The 22,425-nt window shown below is 72.6% G+C and carries 25 protein-coding genes and 1 pseudogene; 11 read left to right on the top strand and 15 right to left on the bottom strand.

Annotated elements, in window-relative coordinates; translation table 11 throughout:
- Positions 1–240 precede the first annotated feature (240 nt).
- Positions 241–1,263 carry an adenosine deaminase gene (locus ACWER9_RS16100; RefSeq protein ID WP_452302556.1) on the bottom strand — a complete coding sequence of 341 codons (1,023 nt, stop codon included), beginning with the start codon at positions 1,261–1,263 and terminating at the stop codon, positions 241–243.
- Positions 1,260–2,054, bottom strand: coding sequence for a trans-aconitate 2-methyltransferase (locus tag ACWER9_RS16095; RefSeq protein ID WP_452302555.1), 795 nt, complete (start codon positions 2,052–2,054; stop codon positions 1,260–1,262). Before ACWER9_RS16095 ends, ACWER9_RS16100 begins: the two co-directional genes overlap by 4 nt.
- An 83-nt stretch (positions 2,055–2,137) precedes the next feature.
- On the opposite strand from ACWER9_RS16095, the gene ACWER9_RS16090 reads away from it, so the two are divergent.
- Both ACWER9_RS16090 and ACWER9_RS16085 read left to right on the top strand, forming a co-directional pair.
- The gene (locus ACWER9_RS16090; protein WP_452302554.1) at positions 2,138–3,121 is read left to right on the top strand and encodes an aldo/keto reductase; all 984 of its coding nucleotides are present in this window, start codon (positions 2,138–2,140) and stop codon (positions 3,119–3,121) included.
- 88 nt (positions 3,122–3,209) lie between these two features.
- The gene (locus tag ACWER9_RS16085; RefSeq protein WP_452302553.1) at positions 3,210–3,401 is read left to right on the top strand and encodes a hypothetical protein; all 192 of its coding nucleotides are present in this window, start codon (positions 3,210–3,212) and stop codon (positions 3,399–3,401) included.
- Between the two features lie 118 nt (positions 3,402–3,519).
- Here ACWER9_RS16085 and ACWER9_RS16080 read toward each other — a convergent pair whose 3' ends face one another.
- The 7 genes from ACWER9_RS16080 to ACWER9_RS16050 form a co-directional block, all read right to left on the bottom strand.
- Positions 3,520–3,723 carry a cold-shock protein gene (locus ACWER9_RS16080; RefSeq protein ID WP_030338233.1) on the bottom strand — a complete coding sequence of 68 codons (204 nt, stop codon included), beginning with the start codon at positions 3,721–3,723 and terminating at the stop codon, positions 3,520–3,522.
- A 287-nt stretch (positions 3,724–4,010) separates the two neighbouring features.
- Positions 4,011–4,283, bottom strand: coding sequence for a DUF4235 domain-containing protein (locus ACWER9_RS16075; RefSeq protein WP_130400249.1), 273 nt, complete (start codon positions 4,281–4,283; stop codon positions 4,011–4,013).
- Positions 4,280–4,654 (bottom strand): DUF3618 domain-containing protein, encoded by a 375-nt coding sequence (locus ACWER9_RS16070; RefSeq protein ID WP_452302552.1) that lies wholly within the window; start codon positions 4,652–4,654, stop codon positions 4,280–4,282. Before ACWER9_RS16070 ends, ACWER9_RS16075 begins: the two co-directional genes overlap by 4 nt.
- Positions 4,651–5,085 (bottom strand): phage holin family protein, encoded by a 435-nt coding sequence (locus ACWER9_RS16065; protein WP_030338239.1) that lies wholly within the window; start codon positions 5,083–5,085, stop codon positions 4,651–4,653. The genes ACWER9_RS16070 and ACWER9_RS16065 overlap by 4 nt, the downstream gene beginning before the upstream one ends.
- Positions 5,086–5,500: 415 nt before the next feature.
- Complete coding sequence (locus tag ACWER9_RS16060; protein ID WP_452302551.1) at positions 5,501–6,688, bottom strand: mechanosensitive ion channel family protein; 1,188 nt, start codon at positions 6,686–6,688, stop codon at positions 5,501–5,503.
- An 83-nt stretch (positions 6,689–6,771) separates the two neighbouring features.
- Positions 6,772–7,593, bottom strand: a complete 822-nt coding sequence (locus tag ACWER9_RS16055) for a DUF1206 domain-containing protein (protein ID WP_452302550.1) — start codon at positions 7,591–7,593, stop codon at positions 6,772–6,774.
- Positions 7,594–7,652: 59 nt separating this feature from the next.
- Entirely contained in the window at positions 7,653–8,018 is a 366-nt protein-coding gene (locus ACWER9_RS16050) for a hypothetical protein (protein ID WP_452302549.1), read from the bottom strand.
- 75 nt (positions 8,019–8,093) lie between these two features.
- Between ACWER9_RS16050 and ACWER9_RS16045 the strand changes: the two genes are divergently transcribed.
- Positions 8,094–9,320, top strand: coding sequence for a cysteine desulfurase-like protein (locus tag ACWER9_RS16045; RefSeq protein ID WP_452302548.1), 1,227 nt, complete (start codon positions 8,094–8,096; stop codon positions 9,318–9,320).
- Complete coding sequence (locus tag ACWER9_RS16040; protein WP_357349474.1) at positions 9,317–9,604, top strand: GNAT family N-acetyltransferase; 288 nt, start codon at positions 9,317–9,319, stop codon at positions 9,602–9,604. The genes ACWER9_RS16045 and ACWER9_RS16040 overlap by 4 nt, the downstream gene beginning before the upstream one ends.
- An 8-nt stretch (positions 9,605–9,612) precedes the next feature.
- Here the strand turns inward: ACWER9_RS16040 and ACWER9_RS16035 are convergent, their stop codons facing one another.
- Entirely contained in the window at positions 9,613–11,103 is a 1,491-nt protein-coding gene (locus ACWER9_RS16035) for a glycoside hydrolase family 3 protein (protein ID WP_452302547.1), read from the bottom strand.
- Between the two features lie 205 nt (positions 11,104–11,308).
- Here ACWER9_RS16035 and ACWER9_RS16030 point away from each other — a divergent pair, with 205 nt between their 5' ends.
- The 5 genes and pseudogenes from ACWER9_RS16030 (at position 11,309) to ACWER9_RS16010 (ending at position 14,734) form a co-directional block, all read left to right on the top strand.
- Positions 11,309–11,434 carry a hypothetical protein gene (locus ACWER9_RS16030; protein WP_357006270.1) on the top strand — a complete coding sequence of 42 codons (126 nt, stop codon included), beginning with the start codon at positions 11,309–11,311 and terminating at the stop codon, positions 11,432–11,434.
- Between the two features lie 52 nt (positions 11,435–11,486).
- Positions 11,487–11,783 (top strand): annotated as a pseudogene (locus tag ACWER9_RS16025) (LLM class flavin-dependent oxidoreductase); the annotation flags it as partial.
- 74 nt (positions 11,784–11,857) lie between these two features.
- Entirely contained in the window at positions 11,858–12,436 is a 579-nt protein-coding gene (locus ACWER9_RS16020; RefSeq protein WP_452302546.1) for a TIGR03557 family F420-dependent LLM class oxidoreductase, read from the top strand.
- Positions 12,437–12,509: 73 nt separating this feature from the next.
- Positions 12,510–14,141: a RecQ family ATP-dependent DNA helicase gene (locus tag ACWER9_RS16015; RefSeq protein WP_452302545.1), complete on the top strand. Its 1,632-nt coding sequence runs from the start codon at positions 12,510–12,512 to the stop codon at positions 14,139–14,141.
- Positions 14,142–14,230: 89 nt separating this feature from the next.
- The gene (locus ACWER9_RS16010; protein WP_452302544.1) at positions 14,231–14,734 is read left to right on the top strand and encodes a hypothetical protein; all 504 of its coding nucleotides are present in this window, start codon (positions 14,231–14,233) and stop codon (positions 14,732–14,734) included.
- Here the strand turns inward: ACWER9_RS16010 and ACWER9_RS16005 are convergent.
- Positions 14,724–16,247, bottom strand: a complete 1,524-nt coding sequence (locus ACWER9_RS16005) for an MFS transporter (RefSeq protein ID WP_452302592.1) — start codon at positions 16,245–16,247, stop codon at positions 14,724–14,726. The two genes, ACWER9_RS16010 and ACWER9_RS16005, sit on opposite strands and share 11 nt — an antisense overlap.
- Positions 16,248–16,398: 151 nt before the next feature.
- Between ACWER9_RS16005 and ACWER9_RS16000 the strand changes: the two genes are divergently transcribed.
- Both ACWER9_RS16000 and ACWER9_RS15995 read left to right on the top strand, forming a co-directional pair.
- Positions 16,399–17,160 carry a TetR/AcrR family transcriptional regulator gene (locus ACWER9_RS16000; RefSeq protein ID WP_452302543.1) on the top strand — a complete coding sequence of 254 codons (762 nt, stop codon included), beginning with the start codon at positions 16,399–16,401 and terminating at the stop codon, positions 17,158–17,160.
- 9 nt (positions 17,161–17,169) lie between these two features.
- On the top strand, positions 17,170–18,204 hold the full coding sequence (locus ACWER9_RS15995; RefSeq protein WP_452302542.1) for an AraC-like ligand-binding domain-containing protein: 1,035 nt from the start codon (positions 17,170–17,172) through the stop codon (positions 18,202–18,204).
- A 155-nt stretch (positions 18,205–18,359) separates the two neighbouring features.
- Here ACWER9_RS15995 and ACWER9_RS15990 read toward each other — a convergent pair whose 3' ends face one another.
- From ACWER9_RS15990 to ACWER9_RS15975, 4 genes are read right to left on the bottom strand one after another with little or no spacing between them, the layout of a single operon-like run.
- A complete protein-coding gene (locus ACWER9_RS15990; RefSeq protein WP_452302541.1) occupies positions 18,360–19,343 on the bottom strand; it encodes a DNA topoisomerase IB in 984 nt (327 codons plus the stop codon).
- Positions 19,327–20,280 (bottom strand): glycosyltransferase family 9 protein, encoded by a 954-nt coding sequence (locus ACWER9_RS15985; protein ID WP_452302540.1) that lies wholly within the window; start codon positions 20,278–20,280, stop codon positions 19,327–19,329. Before ACWER9_RS15985 ends, ACWER9_RS15990 begins: the two co-directional genes overlap by 17 nt.
- The gene (locus ACWER9_RS15980; RefSeq protein WP_452302539.1) at positions 20,277–20,978 is read right to left on the bottom strand and encodes an SDR family oxidoreductase; all 702 of its coding nucleotides are present in this window, start codon (positions 20,976–20,978) and stop codon (positions 20,277–20,279) included. Before ACWER9_RS15980 ends, ACWER9_RS15985 begins: the two co-directional genes overlap by 4 nt.
- Complete coding sequence (locus tag ACWER9_RS15975) at positions 20,975–22,414, bottom strand: PfkB family carbohydrate kinase (RefSeq protein ID WP_452302538.1); 1,440 nt, start codon at positions 22,412–22,414, stop codon at positions 20,975–20,977. Before ACWER9_RS15975 ends, ACWER9_RS15980 begins: the two co-directional genes overlap by 4 nt.
- Positions 22,415–22,425 lie beyond the last annotated feature (11 nt).

Genomic DNA, 22,425 nt, shown 5'->3' with positions numbered 1-22,425 from the left:
CGGGCCGAACCCCGGGTTTGTGCGCCGGCGCAAGTCTTCCTTAGATCGCGGTTAACGACCGCGTTGGATCGGCTGCGAACTGACACGATCACAGCACGAACCCACCAGTTCCCCCGGCCGAGCGCACCACGCGCCCACGGCCGGTGGAGCCGCGCGCGCGGCGGGAGTCACAGGTCCCCCCACACCCACGCTCCCGCCGCGCGCCCTGCTCGCCGACCGGGACAGCCGGGGTCGACCGGCTCAGCCGGCGGTGGCGAGGTACGCGTCGATCTCGGCGAGGATCCGTTGCTGGCCGGCGCGGTCGAGGAAGGACGCGGTGACCGCGTTGCCGGCCAGCCCGGCCAGCCCCTCGGCGCCGACACCGAGCAGTCGGGCCGCCACCGCGTACTCGTCGTTGAGGGTGGTGCCGAACATCGGCGGGTCGTCGGAGTTGATGGTGACAAGCACCCCGGCCTCGACCAGCCGGGGCAGCGGGTGCTCGTCGAGGGTGGCCACCGCCCGGGTGCGGACGTTCGAGGTCGGGCAGACCTCCAGCGCGATCTGCCGCTCGGCCAGGTACGCGAGCAGCTGCGGGTCCTGCGCGGCGGAGATGCCGTGCCCGATCCGCTCGGCGCCCAGCTCGTGCAGCGCGTCCCACACGGTCTGCGGCCCGGTGGTCTCCCCCGCGTGCGGCACCGAGCGCAGCCCGGCCGCGCGGGCCTGGTCGAAGTAGGGCCGGAACTGCGGTCGGGGTACGCCGATCTCCGGGCCGCCCAGACCGAAACTGACCAGCCCGTCCGGGCGCTCGTCGAGCGCGATGCGCAGCGTCTCCTCCGCTGCCGGCAGACCGGCCTCGCCGGGGATGTCGAAGCACCAGCGCAGCTCGATGCCGAAGTCGGCCAGGGCGCGCTTGCGGGCGTCCTCGATCGCCTCGCAGAACGCCGGCGCGGGGATACCGCGTCGGACGTGCGAGTACGGGGTGATGGTCAGCTCCGCGTACCGGACCTGTTGACGGGCCAGCTCCCGGGCCACCTCGTGGGTGAGGATCCAGACGTCCTCCGGGTCGCGGATGAGGTCCACCACGCTCAGGTACACCTCGATGAAGTGCGCGAAGTCGCGGAACTCGAAGTAGGTGGCGAGCGCGTCCGGGTCGGCCGGCACGGGGGTGCGCCCCTGGTGGCGGGCGGCCAGCTCGGCGACGATCCGGGGCGAGGCGGAGCCGACGTGGTGCACGTGCAGCTCCACCTTGGGCAGGCCGGCGATGAAGGTGGGCAGGTCGGTCACAGGTTCTCCTGGGCATGGTCGCCGGTGCGGGCGACGACGAAGACGCGGCGGAACGGGAAGTACACCTGACCCTGCCGCACCGGGTACGCCGCGGTGAGCCGTACCCCCAGCTCGGCCCGGAAGGCCGACCAGCCGGCGGCGTCGAGCGCGGCCCGGACCGGGCGCAGCGCGGTGCCCTCCATCCAGGTCAGCACCGGGTGCTCGACGGCGGGCCGAGCCGGCAGCAGGTGCACGTAGGTAGTCTCCCAGGCGTCCACCGCGCAGCCGGCGGCGGTCAGCAGCGCCGCGTAGTCGGCCGGGTCGTCGACCGGGTCCGCGCGCAGCAGCGGGGCGACGTCAGCCCGCCAGGTCGGCCGGTCGGCGACCTCCCGCAGGGCGCGGTGCGAGTCGGCGGCGAAGTTGCCGGGGACCTGCAGGGCGAGCCAGGCGCCGTTGGGCAGCTCGGCGGCCCAGCGACGCAGCAGCTCCTGGTGGCCGGGGACCCACTGCAGTGTCGCGTTGCTGACCACCACGTCCTCGTCGCCGGCCGGACGCCAGTCGCGCAGGTCGGCGACCGTGAAGTCGACGGGTGCCCCGAGGGCCAGGGCTTGCTCGATCATGTCGGCTGAGGAGTCCAGGCCGAGCACCCGGCTCGTCGGCCATCGCTCGGCCAGGACGGCGGTGAGCTGGCCGGGGCCGCAGCCGAGGTCGACCACCCTGCGGGGTCGGTCGGCGGGAATCCGCGCGACGAGGTCGTGGAACGGCCGGGAGCGTTCGTCGCCGAAGCGCAGGTAGGTCGCCGGGTCCCACATGACCGCCCCCTTAACCGTACGTCCGTACTGCTGACGGTACGGCTCGCGTGGCAGGGTGGCAACCCGATCACTAGGCTCGGGGCATGGAACAGCGCAGCTTCAACCGGCTCGGCCGGACCGTTGGCGCGGTCGGCCTGGGCGCGTGGCAACTCGGCGCCGACTGGGGCACCGTCAGCGAGGACGACGCGATGGCGGTGCTCGCCGCCGCCGTGGACGCCGGGGTCACCTTCCTCGACACCGCCGACGTGTACGGCGACGGCCGCAGCGAGCAGCTCATCGGCCGTTTCCTGCGGACCCGACCCGACGCCGGGCTGACCGTCGCCACCAAGATGGGCCGCCGCGTCGAGCAGGTGCCGGAGTCGTACACCCTGGCCAACTTCCGGCAGTGGACCGACCGCTCCCGGGCCAACCTGGGCATGGACACCCTGGATCTGGTCCAGTTGCACTGCCCGCCCACCGAGGTCTTCTCCTCCGACGAGGTCTTCGACGGCCTGGACACCCTCGTCGCCGAGAAGGCCATCGCCGGGTACGGGGTCAGTGTCGAGACCTGCGACCAGGCCCTCACCGCGATCGCCCGGCCGGGCGTGGCGAGCGTGCAGATCATTCTCAACGCGGTCCGCCACAAGCCCCTGGAGCAGGTGCTGCCGGCCGCGGCGGCAGCCGGCGTCGGCGTCATCGCCCGAGTGCCGCTCGCCAGCGGTCTGCTCTCCGGCCGCTACGACGAGCACACCGAGTTCCCCGCCGACGACCACCGCAACTACAACCGGCACGGCGCGGCCTTCGACGTTGGAGAGACGTTCTCCGGAGTCGACTACGACCGGGGCCTGGCCGCCGTACGCCGGCTGGCTCCGCTCGTCGGCACGGACCGCACGATGGCGCAGTTCGCCCTGCGCTGGGTGCTGGACCAGCCGGGCGTCACCGTGGTCATCCCCGGTGCCCGCGACGCGGAGCAGGCCGAACGCAACGCCGCGGTGGCGGCCCAGTCCCCGCTCACCGACGAGCAGTTGGCAGCCGTACGCGAGACCTACGACGAGCTGATCCGCCCGCAGGTGCACGACCGGTGGTGACCCGCGTGCCCGGGGTGCTCGCGCCGCACCGCCCGGCACGCGATGCTGGACGTCGGCGCGCCGCCCCGGGCGGCGGAGAGGGGACGCGATGAGGGGCTGGCTTGCGCTCACCCTCGGCCTGCTGGCCGTGGTGATCGGGGCGGTGTGGACGGTCCAGGGCCTCGGCTACGTCAGCGGCAGCGTGATGACCGACCAGAAGATCTGGGCGGTGCTCGGCCCGCTCGTGGCGCTGGCCGGGCTCGTGGTGCTCTGGTTCGGCCTCCGCTCGCGGCGACGCTGAACGGTTGCTCCACTAGGGAACACCTACGCGAAGCCCCGCATCCCGAGCGGGATGCGGGGCTGCACAGCGACCCTTGGCCGGGTCGTCCCACTGGCCGGCGAGGGCCGGCCAGTCTCACTCAGATGGGACGGACCTGCTCGGCCTGCGGGCCCTTCTGACCCTGAGCAATCTCGAACTCCACCCGCTGGTTCTCCTCCAGCGAACGGTAGCCGCTGGTCTGGATGGCCGAGAAGTGGACGAACACGTCAGCACCCCCACCATCGACGGTGATGAAGCCGAAGCCCTTGTCAGCGTTGAACCACTTCACGGTTCCCTGAGCCATGTGTATCTCCCTCTAAAAACTGGCGGCCGTGCACGCCGTCCGGCCGATTGGCCGTTTTTGAGCAGCGGTGCCTGAGGCGGCCCCACGAAGGAGACTTCTCTCAACCCACGCCATCTCGCAACAGCGGGGACCAGCAAATCACGGAGGTAAAAAGTCTGTCACGACCTTCCCGACGAATTTCTCCGACATGTGACCTGACGGATGCCTCAGGCCCGCTGGGCGGCGTCCAATGCCATGCGAAAGCCCCCTTCCCATCGATGCGGGTAGGGGGCTGAAGTCGCTGCTGGTCAGTCCGGCCAACTGCCGGTCATCCGGCGTACGCCGACCGCGCCGCCCCGGTCCACGGCGGCCCGGACGACCGCGAAGATCGCGCCCTGCAACGCCGCGGCGGCCAGGATCTCGCCCCAGCCGCGGTCCTCGTCGGTCGCGTTCGGCGCCTCACCGTCGCCCGCGGTGACCTTCCAGACCTGCCGGAAGATCGCCCCGGCCACCGTGCCTGCGGCGATTCCCAACAACACGCCGACCGGCCGGTACGCGACCCTGCCGATACTCTTGCTCACCTACGCCTCCCCCGCACGATCATCAGCACCACCACGGTGGCCACCGCTCCGGCCGCGACGACCGCCCACGGCACCGGGTTGCGGCGCACCAACTCGCCCTTGTCGTACGCCTGTGCGCGTACCAACTCGCCCTTCTCGTACGCCTGCGCCCGCGCCATCCCGGCACCCCGCGCGGCCTGCCCGCGAACCCGGGCGACGGTCTGCGCCGCCTGCTCCCGCAACCGCTCCCTGGCCTGGTCGGCGGACTCCTTGAGACGGGCCTTGACGTCGGCCTTGGCGGCCAACGCCTCCATCGTCTCGCCCAACTCGACCCGGGTACGACGGATCTCCTCGCGGAGCGCCTCCGTGTCGCCCGTCCCGTTGCCGGTCATTGCCGCCCCCTGTCCTTCACCGCGGCGGTGACAGTGTCCATGTCGGCCCGGAGGCTGCGGACCGTGGCCGCCGGCACCGGCGGGACCGCACGACTGACCTGCTTCTTGCCCACCAGGGCGAGGATGCCGGCCACCAGGAAGCAGGCCACCGCCACGATCAGCGCCGCGGCCCAGGCGGGCAAAACCAGGTCGAGCAGCAGGATCGCCGTGGCGACCAGCGCGCCCAGGCCGAAGAACGCGAGCGCGCCGCCACCGCCGAACAGGCCGATCCCGATTCCCGCGTGCTTGCCCTTCTGGGTCAACTCCGCTCGGGCCAGCGTCAGTTCGTCCCGTACGAGGCGGGAGATCTGTTCGGTGGCCCGCTGCACCAACTCGGCGGTGGAGGGCTCGCTCCCATTCTGGGATGTGCGGGCTTTCGCCACGTCAGCCATGCTGTCCTCCTTTCCTTCATCACCGCGCTGTATGCCCGGAGTCGCCGCTCGTCAATCCTAAAGCGCGGCAAGCGGCTGACCGTCCGGTTGTCCGGACGCCGCGCCGCCGATACGCGGCCAGCCGCCGCGATCACGCCAGAGACGTCCGACAGCACATCCCCCACCCAACCGCAACCAAACCTCCCACACCCCCAACTCCCTCCCTCTCCCCCTCTCCCTCTCCCTCCCCCTCGCTTGAGGTGATCAAGAGGTTTGTGTCAAAAACTGCGGTCTCGGTGACGCAAACCTCTTGATCACCGCAGGTCGGCGGGCCGGCCGCTTTGGCAGCTCCGTTGATCATGAAGTTGTCGCCAGGACACGCCGAGGTGGCGGCAACAACTTCATGGTCGACGGGGCCGGGGGGTGGGGTGGGTTCTCAGCTGCGGGTTTCTTCGGGGCCTACGAAGGCTTCGCTGCGGGCGTCGCCGTCGTCGCTGCCGCCGAAGACACGGGCGTCGTCGGGCGCCTCGGTGTCGGACGGGCGGCGGGCCGGTCGCCTGGGCTGCACCCACTGCCAGGAGAGGTTGCTGGTGGAGTCGCCCAGCTCGGTACGAACCCGGGGCATCGCCGTCGGGCGGTTGTCCCGGATCCAGGCGACGAGGTGTTCCCGGACGAGGCAGCGCAGGTCCCACAGGCTGCCCGCGTCGGCGGCGCTGACAAGCGCGCGCACCTTGATCATCCCGCCGGTGGCGTCGGTGACCTGCAGGACGCAGACCCGCCCGTCCCACAGCTCGGTGCCCTCGCAGAGGCGGCGCAGCTCCTCCCGCATGGTCTGCACCGGCACCGCCCAGTCCACGTCGAACTCGGCGGTGCCGAGCACCGCCGCCTCGGTCCGCGTCCAGTTCTGGAACGGCTTGCTGGTGAAGTACGAGGTGGGCAGGATCAACCGGCGGTCGTCCCAGATCTGCACCACCACGTAGCTGAGGGTCAGCTCCTCGATGCGACCCCACTCCCCCTCCACGACGACCACGTCGTCGAGCCGGACGGCATCGCTGAAGGCGAGCTGGAGGCCGGCGAAGACGTTGCCGAGCAGGCTCTGCGCGGCGAGCGCGGCCACCACACCGACCACACCGGCGGAGGTCAGCACACCGGCGCCGATGCCCCGCACGCTGGGGAACGTCATCAGCATCACGCCGACGGCCAGGATGACGATCACCGCGATGGTCAGTCGGCGCAGCATCACCACCTGGGTGCGTACGCGTCGGGCGTGCCGGTTGTCCGGTACGTCGACCCGGAACCGGGCCAGCGCCGTGTCCTCCACCACGATCAGCAGCGAGGCGACCAACCAGGCCACCGTGGCGATGACGCCGAGGATGAGCAGGTGCAGCAGCAGTCGTCGCCAACCCTCGCCGACCGCGTACCCGGTGCTGAAGCGGACGGCGAACTGCACGGCCAGAACCGTCCCGGCGACCTGGAACGGGCGGTGCGCGTGCTCGGTCAACTCGGTCAGCAGCAGTGACCGGCGGCCGAATCGGCGGGTCGTCCGGTGCACGACTTCGACCAGGAACAGGGCGACCGCCGCCGCGACGAGCGCGGCAACGGCCGTTTCGAGATAGTTCTGCACGGCTTCGGTGCTTCCCTTCGATCAGACGACGGGCACTCCGGGCAAAAGCCCAAGAGTGCCCGTCATCCGCAGAATCGACCAGCTCAGACCTTGCGGTACCGGGACTGGAGGAAGCAGTAGATGCCGAAGGCGGCGATGCCCAGGGCGACCAGGGTCAGCAGGAACGTGCCGTACGACTGCTCGCGCAGGGTGTGCAGCGCGGCGTCCAGACCACGGGCCTTCTCCGGGTCGTAGTTGACCGCCGCCACGATGATCAGCAGACCGGAGATGCCGTACGCGACGCCCTTGGCGGTGTAACCGGCGACGCCGAGGCGACGGGCGAGCTGGCGGGTCTTCGGGCTCATCTCGCCGGTCTTCAGGTGCTTCTCGAACTTCTTGAGGACCCCGTAGATCACCAGGCCGACACCGATCGCGGCGAGCACCAGACCGGCCAGGCCGACCAGCCAACGACCGCCGCTGGAGGTCATCAGCTTGCCGGTCAGCGCCTCCTGCTGGTCGGCGCTGTTCGACGAGGCGTCGCTGAAGACCTTGAAGGCCGTCCAGGCGAAGTAGAGGTAGACGATGGTCCGGCCGGCCGAGGCGACCCGTTCCATGACCCGCTCCTTGCCGCGCTCGGCACGGTGCCCGACCGCGGCCTCCAGCGCCTGCCAGATCGCCATCGCGAGCAGGCCGATGCCGACGGCGATGACCAGGAACTTGCCCAGGGGCTGTTCGGAGAGGGTACGCAGCGCGCCGGACTGGTCGCCGTCGTCGGACGACGTGCCGAACGCGATCTGCAACGCCAACCAGGCGAAGAGGAGGTGGACGATGCCGTAGCCGATGAAGCCGGCCCGGGCGAGGAGTTCCAGCCACCGGCTGTCCGCCGTTCGGGAGGCGGTGGCTTCGGCGCTACGGGTGAGTGACATGGCGTCACAATCTCCGATTCGGAAGATTCCCAAACGTCGGCCACCGCCCCCCGGTCGGATCAGCTGCCCGGGTTGCGCGAAACGCGAATCTTGACCTGCTGGTCGGTCACGCTGTCCAGGGTGACCGCGAAGCCCCCGGCCTCGGCGGCCTGCTGGCCGGTGGTCAGGGTGAGCTGCTCGCCGGCGACCTCGACGGTCACCTGGTCGCCCTCGGCGCCGACCAGCTTGGCCTCGACGCCCAGGATGGTGGTGCTCGCGTCGACACCTCGCTCGAAGGTGACAGTGCAGGCGTCCAGCCCGCAGTCGGTGGAGGCGCCCTGGGAGCTGCACCCGGCAAGCACGGCGAGGCCGAGCGCCAGACCGGCGAAGAGACCGGCGGCGCGGCGGACGGCGGGAATGGGCATGGTGGCGGGTCGGTTCGTCACCTCGCCAAGGGTACGAGACGCTCGCGACGCCAGGCGACAGCGAGCACGGGGAGCGCCCCGGCTAGGGTCCGGGACATGCCGTTCGACATCGTCCGCACCCGGGCCGCGTACCCCGCCCTGACCGAGGGCTTCGTCCACTTCGACGGTGCCGGGGGCACCCAGACCGCGGCCGGTGTGATCGACGCGGTCACCGACGCCATGCGGTCGGCGGTCGGCAACCGCAGCGCCGCCTTCGTACCGGGCCGCCGGTCGCTGGAGCTGGTGGCCGAGGCCCGTTCGGCGGTGGCCGACCTGCTCGGCGCCGACCCGGCCGGGGTGGTGCTCGGCCCGAGCGCGACCGCGCTGACGTACATCCTGGCCCGTACGCTCGGCGCGACCTGGCGCCCGGGTGACGAGGTGGTGGTCTCCCGGCTCGACCACGACGCGAACGTACGGCCGTGGGTGCAGGCCGCCGAGGCGGCCGGCGCGACGGTCCGTTGGGCCGAGGTCGACAGGCACACCGGTGAGCTGCCCGCCGGGCAGTACGCGGACCTCGTCGGTGACCGGACCCGGTTGGTCGCGGTGACCGCCGGCAGCAACGCCATCGGCACCATGCCGGACGTGTCGGCGATCGCCAAGACCGCGCACGCGGTCGGCGCGTTGGTCTGTGTCGACGGGGTGCACTCGGTTCCGCACGGGCCGACCGACCTGACGTCGCTCGGCGCCGACATGCTGGTCACCAGCGCCTACAAGTGGTCCGGGCCGCACCTGGCGGCGATGGTGGCGGACCCGGCCCGGTGGGCGGCGCTGCGCCCGGCGAAGCTGGTGCCGTCCTCCGACGCGGTGCCGGACCGGTTCGAGTACGGCACGCCGAGCTTCCCGCTGCTGGCCGGCGTGGCCGCCGCGGTGGACCACCTGGCCGGGCTGGACCCGGACGCGGTCGGGGACCGGCGGGCGCGGGTGCGGGCCGGGCTGGCCGCCGCCCAGGCCCACGAGGAGGCGCTGCTGGACCGGCTGCTCGCCGGGCTGGAGCAGCGGCCGGCCGTCACCGTCTACGGAACGCCTGCCCGGCGCTGCCCGACGGTCTCGTTCCGGGTCGCCGGCATGTGGCCGGCGGCCACCCAGGAGGCGTTGGGCGCCGCCGGGTTCTGCCTCTCCGTCGGCGACTACTACGCCTACGAGTACTTCCAGCTGATGGGTCTGCGCGACAGCGGCGGCGCGGTGCGGGCCAGCATCTACCACTACAACACCGCCGACGAGGTGGACCTGTTGCTCGCCGAACTCGACGCGCTGGCCGACGCCGCGGGGACAATGGCCGGATGAGCACCCTGGTCGAGGACAACCCGGCGAAGCACCGCTTCGAGATCCTTGTCGACGACGCGCTGGCCGGCTTCACCGCGTACCTGCCGCGCGGAGAGGTCCTGGTCTTCACCCACACCGAGGTGGACCGGGGCTTCCAGGGCAAGGGGGTGGGCGGCACGCTGATCCGCGGCACCCTGGACCAGCTTCGCGCCCGTGGCACGAAGCTGGTGCCGCAGTGCCCCTTCATGGCCGCGTTCATCGACAAACACCCGGAGTACGCCGACCTGGTCGTCGACCTCGCGTAGGCGGGGGGTCAGCGGGCGCCGGTGAGCACCTCGGCGGCGGCCTGCCCGCTGGCCCGGGTTGCGCCGTGGGTGGCCAGGTGCACCGCCCCGGTGACCACCTCGGGCACACCCAGCTCGACCACCACCGCGTCCGGCCGGACGGCGAGCGCGCGGTGCACGGCGGCGGCCATCCAGTCATGTCGGTGCAGGTCGCGGACGACGAGGACCAGGGGGCGGGTGCCCGCGCCGGCGCCCGGATCGGCCGGCACGTCGGGTTCGGCGTAGCGGACCGTGCTGGTGCCGGGCAGCAGCTCGCCGAGTGGCCCACCGACGCCCCAGGGGGTCTCGGCGCCGATGGCGATGTTGCGCAGCGGCTCGAACTCGACGACGTGTGCCGCCCGGGTCAGGGGCAGCGTGGCCGTGGTGCCCCGGCTCGCGGTGACCCGGACGGCCCGGCGGGCGGCGACCAGCCCGACGTCGGTGGTGGCGCGCGCCGCGGCGGAGCCGTCGCTGCGGGCGGCCACCGTCCAGGCGGCGAGTTGACCGACGCGCTTGGCGGCCTCGGCGAGACGCTCCTCGGGCAGCTCGCCGGAGACCACGGCGGCCACGATGGCGTCGCGCAGCTCACGGGCGGCCTGCTCGTCGGCGCGTTCGCCACCGATGCAGATCGCGTCGGCCCCGGCGGCGAGGGCCCGGACCGTCGCGCCGGCGAAGCCGTACCTGTCGGCGACCGCGCGCATCTCCACCGCGTCGGTCACCACCACGCCGGAGAAGCCCAGCTCGTCGCGGAGCACCCCACCGAGGATGCGCTGACTCAGCGTCGCCGGCAGGTGCGGGTCGAGCGCCGGCACCAGTAGGTGACCGGTCATCACCGCCTGCACCCCGGCTGCCACCGCGGCGCGGAACGGGGCCAGTTCGCAGGCGTCCAGCCGGTCCCGGTCGGCGGTGATCCGGGGCAGGTCGTGGTGTGAGTCGACCCGGGTGTCGCCGTGCCCGGGGAAGTGTTTGGCGCAGGCCGCGACGCCACCGGCCTGGAGCCCACGGACCCAGGCGGCGGTGTGCCGCGCGACGAGCGCCGGGTCGGCGCCGAAGGAGCGGACGCCGATCACCGGGTTCGCCGGGTTGGAGTTGACGTCGGCGTCCGGGGCGTAGTTGAGGGTGACACCGGCCGCGGCCAGTTCGGCGCCGAGGTCCCGGGCGACGGCTTCGGTCAGCGCCGGGTCGTCGACCGCGCCGAGGGCGAAGTTGCCGGGCCGGGAGCTGCCGTGCACGGACTCCAGCCGGGTGACGTCGCCGGCCTCCTCGTCGATCGCCACGATGACGTCCGGCCGTTCCGCGCGCAGCGTCGAGGTGAGCGCGGCCACCTGCTCGGTGTCGACGACGTTGCGGGCGAAGAGCACCACCGAGCCGAGACCCTCGCCGAGCCAGCGACACACCCACGGCGGTGGCGTGGTGCCGACGAAGCCGGGTTGCAGCACGGCGGCGGCGAGCGCCGGGAGGTGCCCGGAGGTGGCGGTCACTGCGCCCCCTCGTCGATCACCGGCGACGGTGCGCCCCCGTCGATCCGCTGGTTGCGCTCGCTCATGCGGCCCCCGTACCCCATCTCTCGCGCGCCCTCGGCGCACCGCCACCGGCAGGCGGTCATGCCATGGTCACACCGGGCGATTCAATAGTCAATAAACCTTACAGTTGCCTCAGGGCCCGCCCGCCGGGGAGAGTTCGGGCATGGAACCCGCGCTGCTTGCCGACGCGACGAGCCCGGCCGACATCCCCGGCGTACGCCTGCTCGGCCTGGTGGTCGGCGCCCTGCTGCTGCTCGCCGCGATCCGGGCGATGTTCGGTCGACGCTGACCGGGGTACGGCTCTCCCCCGTCAGCAGGTCCACGCGCCGAAGGGGTCAGCCATGAAGATCGGATACTTCCTGTCCAGTGAGGAGCTCACGCCTGCCGAGTTGCTGGAGCAGGCACGCGGTGCCGAAGAGGCCGGCTTCGAGGCGCTGTGGATCTCGGATCACTACCACCCCTGGGTAGACGCCCAGGGTCAGAGCCCGTTCGTCTGGTCGATGATCGGCGCGCTCAGCCAGGTCTGTTCGCTGCCGGTGACCACGGCGGTGACCTGCCCGACCGTGCGGATCCACCCGGCGGTGATCGCGCAGGCGGCCGCGACAAGCGCGGTGCTGCACGGTGGACGGTTCGTGCTCGGCGTCGGCACCGGCGAGGCGCTCAACGAGCACATCTTCGGCGACGCCTGGCCGCAGCGGACGTCCGGCTGGAGATGCTCGAGGAGGCCGTCGAGGTGCTGCGCGAGCTGTGGAAGGGCGGCTTCGTCAACCACCACGGCATGCACTACACCGTGGAACACGCCCGGATCTACACGCTGCCCGACACTCCCCCGCCGATCTACGTCTCCGGCTTCGGACCGAAGGCCATCGACCTGGCCGCCCGCATCGGCGACGGATACGTGAGCACCATGCCCGACGGCGAGATGGTCCGACGCTTCCGCGAGAACGGCGGCGGCGACAAGCCGTGTCAGGCCGGGTTCAAGGCGGCGTACGCGGACAGCGAGGCCGAGGGGCTGCGCATCGCGTACGAGCGCTGGCCCAACGCCGGGGTGCCGGGCGAGCTGTCCCAGGTGCTCCCCTCGCCACGGCACTTCGAGCATGCCTCCGAGCTGGTCGAGCCGGAGATGCTGAAGGAGACCTTCGTCTGCGGCAACAGCGCCGACGCGCACCTGGAGATGATCGACAAGTACGCCAAGGCCGGCTTCGACGAGGTCTACGTGGCCAACACCGGCCCGCACCACCAGGGTCTGTTCGACCTCTACCAGCGCGACGTCCTGCCCCGGTTGCGCTGAACTCCGGGCACCCGAGCCCATGATCTTCCGAATGCGTTTCGGTTGTCCTGGGCTCGGGTACCTCCGGCCCTCGATGAAACTGTCCACGCACTCGATGACGTTGCGCCGCGCCGCCCGCAGCCTGTTCGGCTGGAAGGCGCTGCGGCCCAACCAACTGGCCGCCATGCGCGCGGTCATGAAGCGACGCGACGCGCTTGTGGTGTTGCCCACCGGCGCCGGCAAGTCGGCGATCTACCAGATCCCGGCCAGCCTGATCCCCGGCCCCACCGTGGTGATCTCCCCGCTGTTGGCCCTTCAGCAGGACCAGATCGCCTCGCTCAACGAGCGGCAACGCCCGGAGCTGCGGGCGGTGCGGATCAGCTCGAACGAGACGCCCACCCAGCAGGCCGAGGCGATCACCGAGGTCCGCGAGGGTCGGGCCGAGTTCCTCTTCATCACCCCGGAGCAGCTCAGCAACCCCGAGCGGATGGCCGAGGTGGCCAGCCTGAAGCCGGCCCTGGTGGCGATCGACGAGGCGCACTGCATCTCCGCCTGGGGGCACGACTTCCGCCCCGACTACCTGGCGCTCGGGCACCTCATCGAGGGCATCGGCCGGCCGCCGGTGGTCGCGCTGACCGCCACCGCCTCCCCACCGGTGCGCGACGACATCATCGCCCGGCTGCGGCTGCGCGACCCGGACGTGGTCGTCTCCGGGCTGGACCGACCCAACCTGTTCCTCGAGGTGGCGCACTGCCCGGACGAGGACTACCGGTGGCGGCGTCTGATGACCCTGCTGCGCGACGAGGGGCGGCCCGGGATCATCTACGTGCCGACCCGCCGCGCCGCGGAGGAGTTGGCCACCCGGTTGACCGACGCCGGCTTCCCGGCGCAGTTCTACCACGGTGGGATGGCGGTCGGCGCCCGCGCCGAGCTGCACGAGGCGTTCCTCGCCGACCAGGTCCCGATCATGGTGGCGACCTCGGCGTTCGGCATGGGCATCGACAAGCCGAACATCGCCTGGGTGGTGCACATGGCGCTGCCCGACTCACCGGACAGCTACTTCCAGGAGATCGGCCGGGCCGGGCGTGACGGGCAACCGTCCCGGGTGCTGCTGCTCTGGCGGGCCGAGGACGTGGGCCTGCAACGGTTCTTCAGTGGCGGCCTGCCCGACGAGAACGAGCTGCGCGACCTGGCCGCGCTGCTGCGCAAGAAGGCGGCCACCAAGACCGAACTGCGCGAGACCACCGGCCTGGGACCGCGCAAGCTGGGCCAGTATCTCTCCCTGCTGGAGCAGGTCGGCGCGGCCGAGCCGCGCGCCCGGCAGCGCATCGGCGCTCCCCGCTACTCCCCGAACCCGACCGACGCCGCCGCGGCGGCGCTGGCCGAGGCGGGGCGCCAGCAGACCGTGACCCGGTCCCGCACCGACATGATGCGGGCCTTCGCCGAGACCCGGTCCTGCCGGGGGCAGACCCTGCTGGCCTACTTCGGCGAGCAGATGACGGAGGTCTGCGGTCACTGCGACAACTGCCACAACGGCACCAGCGTGGCCGACCAGGGCGCGGTCGGGCCGTTCCCGGTGCACAGCCAGGTGCGGCACCCGGAGTGGGGGCAGGGCATGGTGCTCTCGTACGAGGACGACAAGATGACGGTCCTCTTCGAGGAGGTCGGGTACAAGACGTTGTCCGTGCGCGTGGTGTCCGAACAGGGCCTGCTGACCCTGGACTAGCCTGACCCGGGCACCGGTACCGGGGCCCGGTGGATCGACAAAGCAGAGCACCGATTGACCAAGCAGAGCAGGGCGGAAGGGGCGTTGTCGTGATCGAGCAGCCGGCGTACACCGGGTTCGGTTTCTCCGACGGGGAGTGGGGGCTGCTTGTCGGCCTGCCGCAGTCGGTGCTGACCGCGGCGAGCGCCGCCGAGTCCGACGGCACCCGCCGGACCATGGCGGAGAACGCCGCCGGGCTGGAGACCATCGCCGCCGGCCGGGAGTCGGCAAGCCCGCTTGTCGCCGCCGTGGCCGGCGAGATCGTCACCCAGGTCGCCGACCCGGACACCGGCGAGGAGTTGCCGGTCATCGCGCCCGCCGACCCCGGGGCGTACATCGACGACGTGCTGCTGCGCGCCGGCGAGGCCAACGCGTTGCTGGCCGCGCGGGTCGACGAGGGTGAGGCCGGCGCGTACAAGCACTGGCTCGTGAAGATCGCCGAGCAGGTGGTCGGTGCCGCGTCCAGCGGCGGGCTGCTGGGCATCGGCGGCGAGTCGGTGAGCGACTCCGAGCGGCGTTTCCGCGACCGGCTCGCGCACGTGCTCATCGACTGACCGACGACAACGACGTGTCGGCCGGACCGGTCGGCTCGGCGGCAAGCGCCGTGGAGTCGGCCGGTCGCACGCCGCGCAGCGTGACGAGCGCGGTGACCGCGCCCACAAGCATCACCGCCATGGCGGCGTACGCGGCCAGGTGCATCCCGTCGGTGAAGGCGACCTCGGCGGTGTGCCGCACCGCGTCGGCCAGGTCCGCCGGCAGTCCCTGGGCGACCGCGAGCGCACCGCCGAGGGTCTCCTGGGCTGCCGTGCCGGCGTCGGCGGGCAGCCCGGCCGGCAGACCGTCGACGATCTCGCGGTGGTAGACCGCCGCACCCACGCTGCCCAGGATCGCCATCCCCAGCGCCCCGCCCAGCTCGCTGCTGGACTCGGTGAGCGCCGACGCGACACCTGCCTGCTCGGGCGGTGCCGCGCCGAGGACCAGCTCGGTGACGAGGGCCATCACCATCACCAGGCCCGCGGCGTAGACACTGGCGCCGACGAGCAGCAGCCACAGCGGCGTCTCCGGCGTGACCCGGGTCAGCACCACGAAGCCGAGCACGGCGATCCCGAACCCCGTACCGATCAGGTAGGCCCGTTCGACGCGCTGGGCGAGGGCGGCGGCGGCCGGCGCGATCCCACCCACGGCGAGCGACGGCACCAGGCTCCACAGCGCCGCCCGCAGTGGGCTCAGGCCGAGCACCAGCTGCAGGTGCTGGGTGGTGAAGATGGCGAAGCCGACGATTGCGAACATCGCCAGCAGGTTGACCGCGAGCGACCCGGCGAAGCCGCGACGCCGGAACAACGCGAGGTCGACCATCGGGTACGCCCGGGTCCGCTGCCGGTGCAGGAAGAGCGCGCCCACGAGCAGGCCGCCGACGATGGCGAGGACCCGCACCGGGTTGAGGCCGTCGCGGGCCATCTCCTTGATGCCGTAGATCACCGGCAGCAGCGCCCCGAGCGACAGCGCCGCGCTGACCAGGTCGAACCGCCCGGTCGCCGGGTTACGGAACTCGGGGACCAGGAGCGGGGCGAGCAGGAGCAGCATCAGCATCGCCGGAAGGTTGATCAGGAAGATCGAGCCCCACCAGAAGTGCTCCAGCAGGATGCCGCTGAGCACCGGGCCGATCGCGATGCCGCCGGTGAGGGTGGCGGTCCAGATGCTGATGGCGGCGCCCCGCTGCTTGGCGTCGTGGAACATGTTGCGCACCAGGGCGAGGGTCGAGGGCATCAGGGTGGCCCCACCGACGCCGAGCAGGGCGCGGGCGGCGATCAGCGTCGCGGTGCTGTCGGCGTACGCGGCCAGCAGCGACGCCGCCCCGAACGCGGTGGCGCCGATCAGCAGGAGCCGGCGGCGGCCGATCCGGTCACCGAGCGCGCCCATGGTGATGAGCAACCCGGCCAGCACGAAGCCGTAGATGTCGAAGATCCAGAGCTGTTCGGTGGCGGTGGGGCGCAACTCGGCGCTGATGAACGGGACGGCGAAGTAGAGCACCGACACGTCCATCGAGACCAGGAGCAGCGGCAGCATCAGCACCGTGAGCCCGATCCACTCCCGCCGGCCCGCTCGCGGTGCCGGTGTGGTGGTGGTGACCGTCATGATCGCTTCCCTTTCTGCGTATGTCGTACGCTGTTATGCGTAGACCATACGCAGAACTAGGATGGCGAGGCAAGGAGGAAATGTGGCGGCAACGACAGACGACAGCGGGCCAGTGCTCCCGCCGGCCATCGAGAGCGCGTGGGGGCTGCGGGAACGTCCACCCAAGGGACCCCGGCCGGGAATGAGCGTGCCCACGATCGTGGACGCCGCCGTGCGCGTGGCCGACGCCGACGGCCTGGCGGCCGTGTCGATGAGCCGGGTGGCCAAGGAGTTGGGCGCCGCCACGATGGCCCTCTACCGGTACGTCGGCTCGAAGGACGAGCTGCTCCTGCTCATGGTGGACGCCGGGTACGGTCCGTCCCCCGGCCCACCCGCGGCAGAGGCCGACTGGCGCGCCGGCCTGACCCGCTGGGCCTGGGCCGAGCACGACGTGCTGCGGCAGCGGTCGTGGCTGCTGCACGTGCCGATCAGTGGCCCACCGATCACCCCGCAGCAGCTCGGCTGGCTGGAGGACGGGCTGCGCTGCCTCGACGGCACCACGCTCGGCGAGAGCGAGAAGATGTCGGTGCTCCTGCTGATCACCGGGTACGTCCGCAACGAGGCCACCCTCACCTCGCAGCTCGCCGAGGGCAGCCGGGCGGCCGGCGTCGAGCCCAGCGAGGCGATGCCCGCGTACAGCCGGACGGTGGCCCGGCTCATCGACCCGGCCCGCTTCCCGGCGCTGCACCGGGTGCTGAGCGCCGGTGTGCTCCACCAGGACGACAACCCCGACGACGAGTTCGTCTTCGGCCTGGACCGGATCCTCGACGGCGTCCAGGCGCTGATCCGACGCCGAGCATCCTGAGGGGCCCGGATGCTGCCGAGAGAAACCCTCGACACGACCGTCCTACCACCCGGTGAACGATTCGGGATGTGGCTGGAACTTGTCGCACGCACCTCCGCGCCGATGCGGGTCCGGTCCGAGCACGACAAGGACTTCATCGCCCGGGCCGACTTCGTCGACCTCGGGCCGATCCAGCTGATCAGCTACGACTACCCGTCTCTGGACGCCTTCCGGACCCCGAAGCTGATTCGCCAATCAGACCCGGAGCTGTACATTCTCGCCCTCACCACCGGCGGCGTCGGCACGTCCAGCCAGGACGGCCGCCGCAGCGAGATCCAGGCCGGTGAGTTCACCTTCTACAACGCGTCTCGTCCGCACGACCTCGGACACCAGGCGACGGAGCCGGAGCGGGACCAGGCCAGCTCGATCGTCACGATGATCCCGCACGCCGCGCTGCCGCTACCGCCACAGCGGATGGCCGCGCTCTACGGCGGCCGGATGTCCGGCAGCGAGGGGATCGGGGCGCTGCTGGCGCAGTTCCTCATCCAGGTGACCGGGCACCCTGAGCAGTACCATGCTGCCGACGCCAGCAGGCTCGGCGCGGTCGGCCTCGACCTGGCCACCACGATGCTCGGCCGGCACCTCGTCGCCGAGGACGCCGTGCCCACCGAGGTCCGCCGCCGGGCGCTGCTCACCCAGGTGCAGTCGTACATCCACCGCCACCTCGGCGAGGCGACCCTCGGCCCGCAGGCGGTCGCCGACGCCCACCACATCTCGGTGCGGTCCCTGCACCGCCTGTTCGAGGCCGAGGACGAAACCGTGGGCTCGTACATCCGGGACCTGCGGTTGGCCCGGTGCCGCCGCGACCTCACCGACCCGGCACTGCGCCACCAGCCCGTGCAGGCCGTCGCGGCCCGGTGGGGCTTTCCCGACAAGGCCCACTTCAGTCGGGCATTCCGGGCCGCGTACGGCACCACCCCGCAGGAACACCGCGACAGCGGCTCGGATCTGGCGCGGATCGTCAACCGTCGGGCGTCCATGGTCAACTCGCGGCCGGCAGACTGACACCAACGCGGCCGGCCGTTCCTTGGCGGGCCGCCAACGGGGGCCGTGGCGAGGCGCCCGCCGCGCACGCGGCGGGCGGCCGCCCGGTGGCAACCCGCTCACGCCTGAGGCTCCGGTCCCGTCGCGCTTCCCCCCAGAATCGCCGGCGGGGCCGGTCAGGGCCTCTCCAGCAACTCCAGGACGACCCGCTCCGCCTCCTCGCGCGACGCCTGCGGATCCACCGACGCCACCACCCCGTCGTGGTAGAGGTCGACCACCCGGGGGTCCACGTACGACGCGCGAGCCACCGTCGGCGTGTTGCCCAACAGCTCCGCCACCGCACGCATCACCGCTACCACCGCCCTGCGCCGGGCGGTCACCGAGCGGGCCGGGCCGGCGGTGGCCAACTCGGTGGCCGCGAGCACCGTGGCGTGCCAGGTCCGGAAGTCCTTGGCGGTCATCTCCCCACCGCTGGCGTCCCGCAGGTAGCCGTTGACCTCGTCACTGCGCACGTCGCGCCACTCCCGACCGTCCCAGTAGCCGAACAGCCGCTCGGCCCGTCGCCGACGACGGCGCAGATTGACAAGCACCTGGCACAGCTCCGGGTCCTCGATCCGGCGTACCTGCTCGATGCCGCCCTTGGCGGGAAACACCAGCACCACGCAGCCGCCACGGGACCGGGCATGCTCGGGGCGCAGGGTGGCGACCCCGTACGTCGGGTCGTCGCCGGACGCGTACTGGTCGCTGCCGACCCGGAACATCCCCATGTCCAGCAGCCGGGCCACAGTGGCCAGCACCCGGTCCCGGTTCAACCCCCGGCCGTCCAGGTCCCGCTCCACCCGCTCGCGTAGCGTCGGCAGCCGCCGCGCCACCTCCAGTACGCGGTCGAACTTCGCCTCGTCCTGCTTCTCCCGCCACCTCGGGTGGTAGACGTACTGCTTGCGTCCGGCCGCGTCGATCCCGATCGCCTGGATGTGCCCGTTCGGGTGCGGCGCGATCCACACGTCCTGCCAGGCCGGGGGGATCACCAGCTCCCGCAGCCGGGCCAGTACCTCGGGATCCCGCACCGGATCGCCGGACGGGTCGAGGAAGAGCCAGCCCCGTCCGCGCCGACGCCGTCCGTACCCCGGTCGACCCGGGTCGCTACGCCGCAACCGCACCGGAAACCCGCACCGCCCTCTCCACCTCGGCCACGGCGGCAAGCACCTCGTCGAGGCCGAGCGCCGCCATCGTCGGGTGGCTTCCTACCCCGTCCCAACTGGGCCAATCCGCCTCGCCGGCCCAGAGCACCCGGTGCCGTGGCCGTCCCGGCGGTGGCCCCCAGTGCGCCGGCGGCACCGGCCCGAAGAGGACTACCGACGCGGTGCCGTACCCGGTGGCCAGGTGGGCGACCCCGGTGTCCCCACTGACCACCAGCCGGGCGTCGGCCACCAGCGCGGCGAGCGCGCCGAGGTCGGTCCGGCCGGCCAGGACGGCGTCCGACGTCAGGCCCGCCGACTCGGCCACCCGGGCCGCCAACGCCCGTTCGTCAGCCGAGCCGGTGAGCAGCACCCGGTGCCCCCGGTCGGTCAGCGCCCGGGCCAACGCCGCGAACCGTTCGGCCGGCCACCGCTTGGCCGGAACCTTGCTGCCCGGGTGCAGCAGGGTGGCCCCGCCGGGCAGCCCCGCCGAGGCGGGCCGACGCAGGCTGAGGTCGGCGCGGTCGGCCGGGATGTCGTACCAGGACAGCAGCCGGCACCACCGGTCCACCTCGTGCTCGTCGACGACCCAGCGCGGGCCGTCGGCGCGGCCGGCGTCCGGGTTGGCGAAGGCGAGCAGCCGGCCGGGTCGGGTGGCCGCGAGCAGCCGGTGCGACTGCGGGCCGCGCCCGTGCAGGTTGACCGCGACCTGCGGGGCCGACCCGACCCGCAGGGGTCGGTCCAGCCCGGCGGTGTCCACGAGCCGGTCGACGCCGCCGACCAGGTCGACGAGCGGGGCCAGCCAGCCGGGCGCGGCGAGCGCCAGCTCCCGTGCCGGGTACGCGGCCCGCAGCGCCCGCAGCGCGGGCACCGCGGTCACCAGATCGCCGACGCCGAGGGCGCGCAGCACGAGGATCACGGGTACGAGGTCTCCTGCTCGGCGCAGACCACCATCTCCCGCACCGCGCAACCGGGCGGCTGGTTGAGCGCGAACATGATCGCTGCGGCGGTGTCGGCGGGCTCGTTGAGGATCGCGTCCGGCCCCGGCTTGTACTGCGGGTCCCGTTCGTCGAAGAACGCGGTGCGCATCCCGCCCGGAATGAGCAGGGTGACGCCGACCTGCCCGGCCAGCTCGGCGGCGAGGGCCCGGGTGAACCCCACCACGCCGAACTTCGCCGCGCAGTACGCGGTGGCGTCGCTGACCGCCTTGACGCCCAGGGTGGAGGCGACGGTGACGATGCGACCCCGAGAGGTCAGCAGGAACGGCAGCGCGGCCCGGACCACCGCCGCGGTGGCCAGCAGGTCGACGGCGACGATCCGGTCCCAGGTCTCACCCGGCAGGTCGGCGAGTCGGCCCGGCACGTCCGTGCCGGCGGCGGTGACCACCGCGTCCAGCCCACCGGCCTGCTCGGCGAGGTGCCGGGTCGCGGCCTCGGCGGCACGGGTGTCGGCCAGGTCGCACTCGGTCCAGGACACCCCGTCGACCGGCGGCTGCCGGTCCAGCACGAGCGGTCGACCACCGGAGGCGGCCACCGCGGCGACCACCGCGGCGCCGAGGCCGCTGGAGCCGCCGGTGACCAGGACGGTGGGCCCGGCGCCGGGCCGCGTGGCGGTCATCGGGTCCGCTCCGCGAGCGTACGGACGATCAGGTCGGTGGTGGAACGACCGTCCAGGTAGGGCACCACCACGGTGTTCCCACCCCATCGGCGCAGCACCTGCGCCTCCGGCAGGGCTGCGGTCGCGTCCCCACCGCCGGTGGCGTAGTCGCCGCCCTTGACCCAGACGTCGGGGCGTACCCAGGACAGGGCCGCGGCCGGCGTCGGCTCGTCGAAGACGAGCACCGCGTCGACGCAGCTCAGGGCGGCCAGCAGCCGGCTGCGGTCCCCCTCGGACAGCACCGGCCGGTCCGGCCCCTTCAACCCGGCCACACTGGCGTCGGAGTTCAGGCAGACGATCAGGCAGTCGCCGAGCTGCCGGGCGGCCTCCAGAGTGGCCACGTGCCCCGCGTGCAGCAGGTCGAAGCAACCGCCGGTCGCCACCACCGTGCCACCCGTGGCCCGTACCTCACCCAGCAGCGCGGCGACGGCGGCGACCCCGACCCGGTCGGCCACCGCGCCGTCGGGTGTTCGCGGGCGCGACTGCGGCGTGTCTCCCGCCCTGGTCGGAGGCAGCGCCGCCGCCACTCCCCCACCCGCCACGTACGCGGACGCCTCGGCGACCGCCGCCTGCACCGCCTCGGAGACCAGCGCACCCTGGGCCAGGGCGATGCTGGCGGCAGCCGCGAACCGGTCCCCGGCACCGCAGGTGTCCCCCTCGGCACTGCCGGGCGTCGGCACCACCAGCGGCGTCGACCCGGCGTGGCAGAGCAGCGCGCCGTCACCGCCGAGCGTCACCGCGACCGCGCCGGCCCGCCAACGCCGCCGCAGCCCCTGCGCGCCACGGGACGCGGTGGCCAGCCGGGAGGCGCCGGGCAGCGCGGGGACCAGCTCGCGCACCTCGGACTCGTTCGGAGTGACCAGGTGGACGCCGGGCACCGCCGCCGGGCCGCGCGGATGCGGGTCCCACACCACCGGCGCGCGGGTGGCGGCCAACGCGTCGCGCAGCGCGGGCTGCCGGGCCACCCCCCGACCGTAGTCGCTGACCAGCACCGCCGACGCCCCCGCGATCACCCGGAGCACCTCCTCGGAGGGCTGACCCGGCTCTCCGGACGTGCCGCCACGGTCGTGGCGCAGCAGCACCCGCCCCCGGGCCCGCAACCGGACCTTCTCCGGCGTCGCGCCGGAGAGGGTCAGCGGGTACACCTGCACGCCGGCGGCGGTGAGCAGAGCGCTCAGCCGGGCCCCGCCGGCGTCGTCGGCGAGCGCGGTCACCAGCACCACCTCGGCGCCCTGCGCGGCGGCGAACACCGCCGCCAGGCCGGCTCCGCCCGGTCGGTCGACGGCCGCGGTCTCGTCGAGCACCGGCACCGGGGAGTCCGGGCAGAGCCGGTTCACCACACCTTCCACGTCCCGGTCGAGCAGGGTGTCCCCGAGCACCACCACCGGTCCCCTCACGCTTGCCTCCT

The organism is Micromonospora sp. NPDC003944, assembly GCF_053605225.1.
Note: the sequence above shows the minus strand (reverse complement) of the source record. Positions and strands in the feature narration are given on the sequence as shown.